This window comes from Methanosarcina sp. UBA5, assembly GCF_002505485.1.
Classification (GTDB): Archaea; Halobacteriota; Methanosarcinia; order Methanosarcinales; family Methanosarcinaceae; genus Methanosarcina.
Genome location: NZ_DAVG01000130.1, coordinates 1 through 12760, shown reverse-complemented (window position 1 = coordinate 12760; position 12760 = coordinate 1). Strand labels below are relative to the sequence as shown.

At 38.3% G+C, this 12760-nt stretch carries 10 protein-coding genes; 1 reads left to right on the top strand and 9 read right to left on the bottom strand.

Translation table 11 applies throughout. The annotated features are described in order from the left end of the window. Nucleotides 1–28 precede the first annotated feature (28 nt). The 8 genes from BP621_RS16435 to BP621_RS16400 all read right to left on the bottom strand — a co-directional run bounded on the left by BP621_RS16435 (nucleotide 29) and on the right by BP621_RS16400 (nucleotide 9032). A complete protein-coding gene (locus tag BP621_RS16435; protein ID WP_292391784.1) occupies nucleotides 29–607 on the bottom strand; it encodes a helix-turn-helix domain-containing protein in 579 nt (192 codons plus the stop codon). Between the two features lie 305 nt (nucleotides 608–912). Next, nucleotides 913–2010 (bottom strand): NADH:flavin oxidoreductase, encoded by a 1098-nt coding sequence (locus BP621_RS16430; RefSeq protein ID WP_292391781.1) that lies wholly within the window; start codon nucleotides 2008–2010, stop codon nucleotides 913–915. A 502-nt stretch (nucleotides 2011–2512) separates the two neighbouring features. After that, nucleotides 2513–3817 carry an ISNCY family transposase gene (locus BP621_RS16425; protein ID WP_292391779.1) on the bottom strand — a complete coding sequence of 435 codons (1305 nt, stop codon included), beginning with the start codon at nucleotides 3815–3817 and terminating at the stop codon, nucleotides 2513–2515. A gap of 134 nt (nucleotides 3818–3951) precedes the next feature. Beyond that, the gene (locus tag BP621_RS16420) at nucleotides 3952–5292 is read right to left on the bottom strand and encodes a methyltransferase (protein WP_292391777.1); all 1341 of its coding nucleotides are present in this window, start codon (nucleotides 5290–5292) and stop codon (nucleotides 3952–3954) included. 330 nt (nucleotides 5293–5622) lie between these two features. Further along, nucleotides 5623–5808 (bottom strand): hypothetical protein, encoded by a 186-nt coding sequence (locus BP621_RS16415; RefSeq protein WP_292391776.1) that lies wholly within the window; start codon nucleotides 5806–5808, stop codon nucleotides 5623–5625. Nucleotides 5809–6160: 352 nt separating this feature from the next. Further along, entirely contained in the window at nucleotides 6161–7270 is a 1110-nt protein-coding gene (locus tag BP621_RS16410; protein WP_292391774.1) for a DUF362 domain-containing protein, read from the bottom strand. A 191-nt stretch (nucleotides 7271–7461) separates the two neighbouring features. Further along, nucleotides 7462–8388 (bottom strand): ribosome small subunit-dependent GTPase A, encoded by a 927-nt coding sequence (gene rsgA / locus BP621_RS16405; protein WP_292391773.1) that lies wholly within the window; start codon nucleotides 8386–8388, stop codon nucleotides 7462–7464. Nucleotides 8389–8813: 425 nt separating this feature from the next. After that, nucleotides 8814–9032, bottom strand: a complete 219-nt coding sequence (locus BP621_RS16400) for a hypothetical protein (RefSeq protein ID WP_292391771.1) — start codon at nucleotides 9030–9032, stop codon at nucleotides 8814–8816. Nucleotides 9033–9265: 233 nt separating this feature from the next. On the opposite strand from BP621_RS16400, the gene BP621_RS16395 reads away from it, so the two are divergent. After that, nucleotides 9266–10396: a right-handed parallel beta-helix repeat-containing protein gene (locus tag BP621_RS16395; protein ID WP_292391770.1), complete on the top strand. Its 1131-nt coding sequence runs from the start codon at nucleotides 9266–9268 to the stop codon at nucleotides 10394–10396. A 1729-nt stretch (nucleotides 10397–12125) separates the two neighbouring features. On the opposite strand, the gene BP621_RS16390 is transcribed toward BP621_RS16395, so the two are convergent. After that, nucleotides 12126–12760 (bottom strand): CatA-like O-acetyltransferase (locus BP621_RS16390; protein ID WP_292391769.1); only part of this gene is annotated, 635 nt, incomplete at its 5' end.

Genomic DNA, 12760 nt, shown 5'->3' with positions numbered 1-12760 from the left:
TCACTCTCTCCTCTGCCTGACTTCGGCTTTACAGAGGAGCATAGACTACAGCTAGAATTTTTGCGTCCTCTTTTCCTGCTGCATGAACATCATGCGGGATAATAGAGTCATAGTAAATGCTGTCTCCGGCGTTCAACCTGTGGACATCCTTTCCGTAGAATATCTCGATTTCCCCGGAAAGGATATAAATGAACTCTTCTCCTTCATGAGAAGAGAGCTGGTGGCTTTCCTCGGGAGACGGATGAATATCAATAATGAAAGGCTCCATGTTGCGGTCTGCTTTATCGGAGGCAAGGGAATAAAACTCAAGAGCACTCTTCCTGGGTCTCTCAGTCTTCCCAGAGAAACGAACTACATTATCTGACAGCCCTGTCCTAACAATTACAGGTCCGCTCTGGGGCATATCATCCAGAAAAGTACCGAGACGGACGCCTAAAGCCCGGGCAATTTTTAAAAGAGGTGTTAAGGAAGGAACAAGTGCTCCATTTTCTAGCTGCTGGATTAACTCCTCGCTGCTCTGACTGGCTTCAGCCAGCTCTTCAATGGTCATTTCCCTGGCTTCTCTAAGCTGGCGTATCTTACTACCGACACGGTTCTCTTCTGACATTATTTATTTTCCTCACGAATGTTTTAAGGTAGCAGACCCGGCAAAAATATAAACCAGAGTCTTGTTGATTGCCTAGAAGGCTTATCTCTTTTGTATCTATCTATTATAAAAAATATACGTTAATCTTTGATTTAAATATCTATAAAATCAAGATATATGGATAGAGAAAACAAAATAGATAGAATAAAAACAGTAAAACAGATAAAAGAAAGAAAGTGAAAAAGGTAGAATAGAGACAGTAAAGCGTGAATTGTAAAGAATACAGGAGTGAAGGATTTTACCAGTCCAAAAGTTGGATTTAATCCTTACTCAAACTGGAAATTGCATCTTATGCCCTCAGGATCAAAACACAGATTACAGGATACGCATCTTGCTTTTTTAACCTTCCCTAATTTGAATTTCAAAACAATGTCGGGTTCGCTGATAAATACCCTGCTCATTGAAATCAGGTCCGCAAACCCGTTTTCAAGGAGATTATTAATAACCGGAAGAGACCTGATTCCGCCTACAAGAATGACTGGAATTGCTACTGTACTTTTTATTGCTTTAGAACAATCCCTGAAATAAGCTTCTTTGGCAGGAGTATTGATTGCGGTTCTTATAGTTACCCCACCTGCCTCACCGATTCCTCCACTTACCTCAATTGCACAGACTCCAGCCTTTTCCAGGAGCTTTGCAATTTCTACTGCCTGAAAAATATCAAGTCCTAGTTCAGCCTTTGAACAACAGGGCTGGAAACCATCTGTAGAATTTAGTTTAACCAGAACAGGAAAAGAATCTCCAGCCTCCTCTTTTATGCGCCTGACAATTTCCGTGACTATTCTTGCCCGGTTTTCTATCGAGCCTCCCCATCTGTCAGTCCGCCTGTTCGTGTAGGGAGAAATGAAATTACTTAAAAGGAAGCCGTGAGCACAATGAAGCTGCACCCCGTCAAAACCTGCTTTTTTCGCTCTGACAGCCGCTTTTGTAAAAGCTTCGATTATTTCCAGGATTTCCTGTTCGGTCATTTCCCTCGGCACAACTGCCGAATGGCTGTCTTTTACTTCCGAAGGAGCCATAGGAATCGGGTATTCGTCCGAAACGCTTGCCTGGCGCCCTCCATGAACTATCTGGAGCACAATTTTGCTTTTGTACCTGTGCACCCTTTCGGTTATCTTCTTGTAGGGTTCAATAAAACGGTCATCATAGATACCCTGCTGGTAGATATTACTCTGCCCGCCCGGAAGAACATAGGAATAGCCGGTTATTATCAGCCCGGCCTCATTTTTTGCAAGCTCTTCATAAAGGTCTCCAAGCCGGGAAGTGGGCGTCCCGTCTTCTTCAGCCATGAATTCGTGAGTTGCGGACCTTACAAAGCGGTTCTGGAGTTCCAGGTTGCAGACAGTGATAGGGTCAAAAATCATGAGAAAAAATAGGATAAGGGAGGGTAAATAATTATCTCGGACTCCTGAATAAAGGAACTTTGTGTTGGGAATAAAGTTTTCTTCAACTGCGGCAAGAGAGAAGAAAGAAATATTTACTCAGAAAATTTCACTTACGCGTTCAATAGGATTATCCGGATCGCCACGGATATTGAGATGCAGTTTTTCTGAACCACCTAAATTAGCTGCATAATTTGCTGTTACTCTTTGTTCAAATGTAGATCTATTATCCAGAATTATTTTATATATGTAATATCCTGGTGACACAATTCCATAATCTAGTGATTTCTCTTATTGTTGCTTCCTTAAACCTACAATTTTCTCTGCTAACTACCTCAAAAAGCTGTGATAATCTTGAAAAACAGATTCTTTGGCAAAAATGCCAAAGAATCTGTTTATTCATTTGATATTTTTTCTGACTTTTTTAACTAAAATCGATACACTCCACTACTTTTTAACTTGAATTCCGTTATCAAAACATCTACTACAGCTTAAATAGAGTAAATACCCTGAACAATTCCAGAAATGACTTTTGTGGTTTCTTAAGTAAATTTAATCTTTTCATTTGAGTAAGTTTAATCTGATTTTCAATTCCTTTATCAGTCCTGAACTGCTTCTTGCTATCAGTTTTTAAACTTTTTGAATAGTAACTTTCAATAGGATTATTTGTCGCTGGAGCTCCAGGAAGATGATAAAACAAAGTAAGATTTAACCAGTGTTTATTAATCATCCACAATCGTTTTTGAATCACTTCGTCATATGTTCTTATACTTTCCATTAATTTATTGAAGTTATATTTTGCCATTTCAAGACTATTAAACAGAAGATTTTCCTTTTTTCGTCTTCTTTCCAGCTTTAATTTATGTCTAAATTTATTAAATTCCTTTTTTGCCTTATTACTCCATTCTAAATGTTTTTCTTCATTATTAATTACGTAAAGTTCTTCAGATAGAAGTTCTTCCAGAAATTTGATCTCATTTTCACGATTGTAAAATATATTCAATAACCTGTATTTCAATAGTTCCTGTTCAATAGTTGATTTCTTTGGGAAATCACTAACTATAAGCTTGTTTAAATGCATCAAACAATATTGATGCACTAACTTATCCCCAAAAACTTCTTTTAAGATATCAGGATATCTCTTATCAAAATCCGTAACAATAAACACAGGTTCTAATGCATCGAGATTTTTCCGTAGAAATTTTGTGATGGTTTCTGGACTTTTATCTTCGAAAAGTTCATCCGCTATTGCTCTTTGAGTTTTTGCATCCAATAAGGTTAAACGGTATTTCTGACACCGTCTTTCTTTTGGATGCTGTTCGTCATAATGCACTATACGTATATTTTCTGAAATTGGAATATTTTCCAGTTCCATTTTTTTGTTAAATGCTCTTAAAATAGTGCTTTTTGATCTTGGATATATGAAATCCATTATATCAGAAATTCCATCATATGAAACGTTATGGTATCTGAGGATCTGGTAAAAATCATTGAATGAATCAAAAAGTAAAGTTTTCAGATGTTCCCAAAAACTATGATCTTCTTCGTGTGTACTACCACAATTTAAGCATTTATATCGACCAATGCTGATTCCTCCAAGATCTTTTTTGGTGTATGGATTATAGCCATTATGAACCATACAAGTACTACAAATAGGACAAGCTGGAGGAGTTTTTCTACGAAAAACTCCTCTTGTGGTATATTCATAATCATTGCTAAAACTATCAAAAAAGTCTAAGAGGGAAGGAAGCTCCGAAAAGTTATTAAGAGTAAGATTTATAGTTATCATTTTTGTGCCGTAACCTCATTACATAATTACAAAATTATGAATCTATGTAGTGATGTTACACTTATTTTTATCACTAGAGTTTAGAATTGAGTCAATAAATGAGTAATAAATAAAAGTTAAACCTCTCTAGAAGCTCAGGTTGTTTTCCGCGCAAACACAGTTCTTGATCCATCCTTCAGATCAAGTTGATGAAAGACTTCAAGCCCGTAATTGCCAAGCACCTCGATATATTCGGTGAAAGGAATGCTATTTTCAAAACTGTAACCAGATCCTCCTTTTTTCACACCTTCAAAAGTCCAGAGGTTCCAGTCAAGGCTGAGAAACGGGCTGGATTTCATTTTCTCGTCAGGCATCTGCCTGGTTACGAAAATGCCTCCAGGGTTTAAGGCTTCAGCAAGCTTGGGGATAAGGGAAGGCACTTTTCCTCCGGGGTTAAAGGAAGAAAATATAAGGTCATAGTTACTTCCGATTTCATCTTTAAAAAAATCTCCCGGGATTATATCCACTCTTGAAGCCCCATACTTATCTACGAAATATCTTGTTTTTCCAGTAACAGGAGGAAGGTCGAAAACAAAAGCCTGAAGGTCTTCGTTCAGCTTTGAAAAAGCGATTGCATAAAGCCCGTGCCCTCCCCCGATGTCAAGCAGCCTTTTGACATTTGTAAAATCAACATTTTCCATGACAACCTTTACAGTTTCCTGAAGCAGACCACAGCGTGCGTTTTCAGCCATACAGTGGACAATTTCCCCGAAAAAAGGCTCTTTCTCGACAATATCGGGTCCCTGCTTCATAATCTGAGGAAGGCGAGCCCAGCGTTCAACATTTCTGAGCCTTTCAGCAAGGTAATGCTGCTGAGAAAACGTAGAACTTTCCAGGAGATAAGTTGCACTGAGTTCCGAAACAAAGTATACTGCTCCGCCATTCTTTTTTCTGTTATCATGGCTCTTAGATCCGATTTCGGATTTTCCTTTGTCTTGACTGACGGCTTCATCTCTTTTTACAATCTGCGCCTTTTCACCTTCCTTGTCTATTCCCTCCTCAAATCTGTCAAGGAACCCGAGACTAAGGAGAGCTTCACAGAAATGAGGCATAAGCACAGGGTCACAGCCAAGCTTTTCAGCCAGATCCCCTGCTGGCAAAGGAGTTCTAAGCGCTTCAAAAACTCCGAGCTCAAGAGCCGAGACAATCAACCTGTACTCCTTTAAACCCTGAATAGAAGAATCGATAAATTTGAAAAAGCGGTCAGAATCAATCTCAGGTTTTTGCAGCAATTCAGTGGCTTTCTCAGTTCTATTGCCGTCTTTAATTCCTATTTCAGCATTTAACTGGCTTTCTACTTTGTCTGTCTCTTTATTTTGTTTTTTGAGTTCCAGATTTATCTCTCTGTTTTGTATACGAATTTCTGTATCAGGTTCTATTTTTTGTGTACGAACTTCCGTGTCAGGTTTTATTTTGTTTCCAATTCGATTTTCCATTTCCTGGCTCCTGATTGTTACTTCTTGATTCTTAATTTTCCATATCTCACTCTGGTTTTTATCGGTCTGGATACTAATTTTCTAAAATATAGTAACATTTAATATGGTTAAAGTTTTACCTTATAACAAAATCGGTAAACATTGTTAACCAATTGTACTACTCATGAAAAAAGATTTATTACTCATAGCAAAAGACAGTATATTTTAGACTCAGGCCAAAGTTAAAATGAAAAAAAACTGAGAAAACCTAAAAAATCTGTAGGCCCAACACTTAAAAAGATGCTTTTCATAGAAAAAAGGGCAAAAAAACAATAAATTAAAAAAAGAACTTTAAAAGGATGCGTCAACGTAATCGACCGGCCTTTTAAAAACAGCTGCTATCATACCGTTTTCGTCGATCTCGTCCGCAAACTTGATTAGCTCCCAGCCATCAGTCCCAAGGCTGTTAAGATCTTCTTTTGCCTTTGACCACTCACTGAATCTTATCTCTTTAACATCATATTCCCAGATGGTCACTCTAATTCATCTCCAGTAAAGTTGGGTAAGATTAACCTATATATTAAGTGGTGACATCTGCTATATTTATCTTTTTAAAAAATAAATTTGCGATTAAATCAACTTTAGTTGATTTGTGTATTGATTTAAAAATTGACCTGAAAATGGACTTAGTTCAAACTATAATTAAATCTGTATTCAGGACTTTTTATGTAAAGAATAAATAAAATAAAATAAAATAAAATAAAATAAAATATAAAAGTTGTTGAGAGTTAACTTCTTTTGGAGTTAATTTCTTTAAATGAGGTCAAATTTCAACCGGTCTTTAAAATAACTAAAACCTCAATCTGCCTCAATCTGTATTTATATTAGCTCAAACCTCAACAAGTTTATACTCACGGCTTCCAAGCCCGATTTCTTCTCCATACATAAGCTGGTGGGTCCCATCGATCATTGGCCACGCTCCCCTGAACTTATCGGCTCCTGCTTCATGATTGCATTGAAGGGATGAGCCGATGAGCCCTTTCTGCCTATTTACGAGGTCGTAGCTTGCCTGATCAAGGGCAACAGGGTCTTTTGAAGCTAGAATCCCTATATCCGGCACGATAGGAGCATCACTCCAGGGCACACAGTCGCAGTCAGGTGTAACTTTAAGCAGGAAATTTATGTAACCTACTTTTCCTTCTTTTCCTTTTACTGCCCCATAAGCATACTCAGTAAGACTCTCCAGAAACTCCGGAATGTCATGTTCCCAATCTATAGTTATAGCTCCGGCAGGACAAACTTCCATACACTGTCCGCAGCTTATACAGATAGTGGGCTCAATCATTGAAACCTCTCCAAGAAGAGACGAAGCTCCGACAGGACAGATTTTAACACATTTCTGGCAGCCTATACACTTATCCTGAATAACATGCGGGCTTGTCCTGAAATGCTGTTCCTTCTTGCCGACTGCAGGAGCACAGCCCATAGCAAGGTTTTTGATAGCCCCTCCAAAACCGGCTACTATATGCCCCTTGAAATGAGACATCACAATCATAGAATCGGCAGCAGCAATATCCGACCCTATTTTTACGGACTTAAAATGCTTCTTCCCTATTTCCACATCTGCAGCGTTCTGGCTCCTCAAACCGTCAGATATGATTAGTGGAGCCCGGACAACAGAATAATCAAAACCGTGTTCAATCGCAGTAGTCAGGTGGTCAACTGCATTATGCCGGCTGCCTGAGTAAAGAGTATTCGTGTCCGTAACAAACGGCTTTGCTCCTGCTTCCCGGATCTTTTCCACAACCTGCCGCACAAAAACAGGATTTATGTATCCATCGTTTCCGTACTCTCCAAAATGGATCTTAATCGCAGTCAGATCACCTTCTCCAAGGAGTTCAGCAAATCCTGCCTCATCAAAAAGTCTCTGAATCTTGCTGATCGTGTTCTCCTGCGGATTTCTCGCTCTGATATCTGCAAAATAAACTTTACTTGCCATGTAAGTGCCTCCTAAATCTGGATTAATGCTTTAATCCACGAAAACTATGCAGTTAAAAAAGTGTTGTTTATTTTTAGGCATTGCGCTGTTTGGAGAGAACGAAAAACGAATGCTGAAAAACGAATGCTAAGAGACTGATAAATTTCTGATAAAATCCTGATAAAATCCTGCCTGAAAATATACGATTTATTTCATATTTTCCCCGTAGATTTCTTATATTTTTTAATATCCACCGCTATTTTCTTGCATTTCTCCTTTTCAAGCCGTTTCAGCCCAATTTCTGCTTTTTTTGACTGGAATATGAGTTCTCCAGTTAATCTGTGATAGCTGGCAAGTCGTTCTTCAGGAATAAGCCCGTCCTCAACCGCCTTCAGTACAGCACAGCCCGGCTCGTCGCGGTGAGTGCAGTCTTTAAACCTGCAATTGCGGGCTGCGTCAACGATCTCGGAAAAAGCTTTTTCAAGCCCGTCTGCAGAGTCTCCGAGCTGAATTTCCCTTACCCCCGGGTTGTCTATAAGGACTGCTCCGTTTGGAAGCAGGAACAGCTGGCGGACTGTAGTTGTATGCCTTCCTTTTTTATCATCTTTCCGGATATCTCCGGTTTTCTGGATGGCTTCTCCAAGAAAAGCATTGATAAGCGTGGATTTTCCAACGCCTGAAGAACCTATTAATGCAACTGTTTCCCCCGGATTGAGGTAAGGGCTAAGTTCATCAAGCCCTGTTTTTGAAAGGGCGCTTAATGGAATAACCGGCACGTCACCTGCAATGGACCGGATTTTCTCTACCAGCCGGGTTGGGTTATCTTCAAGGTCGATTTTGTTAAGTAAAATTACAGGGTTTGCCCCTGAAGAATACACAATTGCAAGATACCTCTCAAGCCTTCGAAGGTTGAGATCCTTACCAACGGAAGTCACGATAAAAATGGTATCAAGATTTGTAGCAATTACCTGCTCCCCGCCCGCATCTCCTGCTGCTCCTCTTGAGAGACAGGTCTTCCTGGGCAGAATATTCACAACCATGCGTGAGCCCAGTTCAGGCTGGTCAAGCAAAACGACAAAATCCCCTACAACCGGCTGCTTCCCAATTTTCTGAAGTGCACCGGAGACTCCAGCCTGCACGACAGCTCCAGGGACAAGGACTTCGCAGACCGTTTTATGCCTTGATGCAACTCTTCCGGGAGTGTAGGGACCTTTGTAGGCAGAAAAAGCCAGTTCAAGATCTTTATTCTATCCTGGAATTTTATCGACGTCATAGTGAACTGAATTATGACCTGAACTGTTTGTTTCGCTATGATTGTTCATAAGAGGGAAGTATCTGGTTAAATGGATAAATATTTTGATATTTTGTCCTGTAAAAGTTCAATTGTGCCTGAAAATTCCTTTTTATTCCGGCTTGTGTGAAAGAGGGAAAAGTGATTATTCTCAATGTTACTTTCTTTGATAAAACGTAAAGCAAATTTCAAACCTATATCAGTTTAACTGAGCTTTGTACACCAAATGCGTAAGTCCTATAATAGTTATATTTCTCTTTTTTACTTATTGGTTTAGCTTATTTCTCTTTTTTTGAGGGTAATAAAAGCAATCACTACGGCAAGTAGTGCTTGTATGTAATAACTTGTTGCTTCTGAACTTGTTATTTTTACTCCTGGTATATATCCTGCTAATCCTGAAATTATTGGTCCTATACATAGAGCTATCATTACTAAAGCTAAGGCAATTGTGACATACAATGCCATTTCTTTTATTTCTGGACTTATTTCCATATTTACTTTCTATGTATATCTTAACAGATTAACTTATTTAATTTTTTTACTAATTTAACTATTGATAGGTAATACATCGAAAAGCAGATTTAACAACTTTCGTATTATCAGTTTAAATTATATAATAAATAGATCTATCGTAACTGATCATGTATAATAAATGTCTTAAAATTAAAAGACCTTAATAAGAATTCAACTTTTCTTTTTCAACATCAAGGGAACCTGCATAACATATGACAAACGTACTGACTCTAACACCAGGAACATTTCTTCAGAGTAGTTTTGATAAAGTAGGCGATGGCCGGAAATACGAAGAAGTAGAGCTCAAAACAACAGGAACGAAGACAACATTTACGGCCAAAACTCCTATTCAGCTACATCCTGGCACGACCATAACCGGAGATGAAAAAGCAATCATCCAGCTAATACCATATGCTTCGACATGCCTCTGGAAGCCTAAGGTACCAGTTTTCAGTTTCTCTGGCGAAAATTATCTTTTTGAAGGGTTCACGTTTGATGGGCTGGCTGATAAGCAGAATGTGCTTCATGGGAAAGGTTACCATAATCTATTTGGAGGAAACAGGGCTTCAAAAGTCACAATCCGGAACGTGAAAATTCAAAATTCAATGGGTGATGGTGTCAGGATTCTGGACTCAAGAGATGTAACTTTCGCTGGAAACAAAATATATGGCGTCGGGCATGACGGTTTCTATTGTGAAAGGTGTATTGACGTAGAAGCTTCAGGAAATGAGATCTATACAAGGATCAATTCAGGTCTGCGCTCTAAAGGTTCCAGAAATGTAATTTTCCACGACAACATAATAAAGAGCACTAAGAAGTACAAACCTCGTACAGGCCCGGGTATTCAGGTTGAAAACTCCAGGGCAAACGAAACTACATCGAATGTCCAGATACTCAACAATGTTATTGATGAGTGCCAGGGTCCGGGAATCTGGGCGGCTGGTCATACTGCACCTGCTTTAGATGCAGCAACAGGACTTACAATTAAAGGAAATACCATAACAAACTGTGGGCAGATGCCTGTATTTGCAGACAAAGAAACTGCTGATAGACTTTCAGCCGTCGCTGGAATATGCCTGGATGGATGGACAGAGGTTGACATTCAGGAAAATGTCCTGGATGGTAACTGTAACGGTATCCGAATAGGAACCTACATAACTACTTCTGCAGGATCCGGGTATGTTGTGCGTCTTACAAGCAATGAAATAAAGAATACTGTGGCTTCTTTTAATAGAGATGCGTATGCAGGGTATGCAATCGCTGTTACAGCTCCTGATAAATTCAATATCATAAGTGAAGGAAACACGCTCAGAGGAAACTTAAAAGATATCTTTGGAATTTAATTAAAAATAGGTTTTGGAATGAGCTCATTAAATAGATACCTCGTTAACTGATCATTAGAGATTAACCACTTCAAGTTTACTGCTCAACGATATCCTCCTCTATCTTTCAGTAACAAATGTCCTTTAATTTTGTTAGCTAATCTTGTTGGAAGTTCAGACAATTTGCTAATATGTTCTCCTTTTATGCTTTGCAAGTCTTCTTTAAGTTCAGCGTAAGAAATTTCTTGTAACGGAATTGTTGTTATTAGCGCTGCACCTGTTCCTAAAATCTCAATTCCTGAAGAAATTTCAATTTCTTGTGTTATGCCAGGGCTTAAGCTAATCCTTATCTCATTCATTTCTTGTGAAATATCATCTAATTTTGTCCCTAATTCGTGACCTACTTTGTTAATATTTTCAATAATAAGATCTACTGCAACCACGTTAACTGTAGGTATTAGCCCAATAACGGTAGATAGAGTTCTATACTGTTTTATAATATTTTTTTCAAACTTCATGTACTCAATCATATCAAGAATTTCTTTGTTTTCAGTATTATGAGGAATCTTTGATTTAAGAACTGTAACAAGATTGTTTACATACCAACTCATTTCTTCCTGACTGCCGATTTCCCATTTTTGGATTTCTTTGTTAACAGTGCATGCAATTTCTTTGGTAGCAGTTCCTTGAGATAACTTACATGCAGTTTCTGCTTTTTCCTTGATCTCTTCAATAAGCTCTTTTAGATTTCTATCTAAAATGGGTAGCCCTGTTCTCAGAACTTCTGTCGCAAATGGTGCTTTTTCGTCAGTGTATTTCATTATTTCTGCAGCATGATCACAGTATTTCCTATAGAAATTAAGCTCATCTTTCATCCCAGACAAATCTAGATTGCCCAAATTCTGAACTTCTTTTAATGCTTCTGCGAGGTTTTGAACAGCTTCAAAAAGCTGTTTTTTGCTCTCTGAGCCTTCAATTGCAGATTTAGCTTCTTCCAGATATTTGTTCACTTCTTCTCTAGCTTCCTGTTTTTTGAAAATTATTGAATGAAACGAGCGATAAAAAGGAAGACAAAATTGAGCAGGATTATTGTGAGACACTTCCTTTGCTGCATTCTCAAAAAATTCAATTGCCTTCTCTAATTCTTTTTTGTAATCTTCATCTGTTTCTGCTTGGGAAGCCATGAATATTGAAACTCTTCCAAGAGAATGATTTGAAGAGGATCTCACAGAGCTGTTTTCATCATTAGTCAGTCTATGTAAATCATTCCATGCCTGTTGTTTGTCTGGTACTTGAGAAAACGCAGAACCAAGAGCAGAGGCAGTACCAAACCTAACAACATTGTTTTCATCATTAGTCAGTCTATGTAAATCATTCCACGCCTGTTGTTTATCTGGTATTTGAGAAAACGCAGAACCAAGAACAGAGGTAACACCAAACCTAATAAAAAAATCNNAGTCTAAGTAAATCATCCCATGCCTGTTGCTTATCTGGCATAGATGAGAAGAAATTCTCTAATTGCTCTAGCGCATGTATACGCTCTTTTGGATCATCACTTAGACATTGATTATGAATTTTCTCTTGGTCGACCAACTACCAAACACCGTAAAATCATATCAAGTTGGTGTTTAAAAATTTTCCTTTTTGGTTTTAGAGAATAGAGAGGAACCTTTGTATCTCAATAAAGTTATAAAACCTATGAATTCTGAACACATAACTTTAAGAAATGTAAAAATTAGTGAAGTGCTAATTACACTTCATCTAGGTATCTCTGCAGCTTATCCGCAAGTTTGCCAATATGAATACCATCAACAAATGCATGATGAACCTGGACTTCAAACGGCATCATAAATTTGCCTTCTCTTTCCTGATATTTTCCCCAATCAAATATGGGTTGCGCTTTTTCTTTGTTTCCCAAATCCGTGTGCGAAATATGCGTAAACGTTATCCACGGCAAGGCAGAGAATTGATAAACATCGTTTTCTACAGGTCCTGTAAAATGTTCTTTTTGATTTTCTGCCGTTATGGTTGCCAGTTGTACAAACTTCTCAATCGTATCCTGCATGGGAACATTTACTACCTTAAATAACTCTGTTTCTTTATCCAGATATGTAAATGAGGTATCAATGGACTCATATAACACAACTTCACCGTCAAGAAAACGATACCGAAACTCCTCGATTTCATTTGCGCATTTCGTAACAGCAAATATGAATGCCATCGTAAATGACCAGTTATTTTCTTTAACGCGCTTTTTAAAATTCGTTACATCAAGTTCAAAACTCACACAATATTGAGGCTGCACTGCATTCCTGTATATTTGACAATAATCTTTTCTTTTCCAGGTTTCAAGATCTATTGTTTGGTATCTGTTTCCCATGTTTA

Coding starts and splice junctions, on each gene's coding strand:
- BP621_RS16425 (WP_292391779.1), bottom strand. CDS start 3,817: ATGATAACTATAAATCTTACTCTTAATAACTTTTCGGAGCTTCCTTCC.
- BP621_RS16420 (WP_292391777.1), bottom strand. CDS start 5,292: ATGGAAAATCGAATTGGAAACAAAATAAAACCTGACACGGAAGTTCGT.
- BP621_RS16395 (WP_292391770.1), top strand. CDS start 9,266: ATGACAAACGTACTGACTCTAACACCAGGAACATTTCTTCAGAGTAGT.
- BP621_RS16410 (WP_292391774.1), bottom strand. CDS start 7,270: ATGGCAAGTAAAGTTTATTTTGCAGATATCAGAGCGAGAAATCCGCAG.
- BP621_RS16400 (WP_292391771.1), bottom strand. CDS start 9,032: ATGGAAATAAGTCCAGAAATAAAAGAAATGGCATTGTATGTCACAATT.
- BP621_RS16435 (WP_292391784.1), bottom strand. CDS start 607: ATGTCAGAAGAGAACCGTGTCGGTAGTAAGATACGCCAGCTTAGAGAA.
- BP621_RS16430 (WP_292391781.1), bottom strand. CDS start 2,010: ATGATTTTTGACCCTATCACTGTCTGCAACCTGGAACTCCAGAACCGC.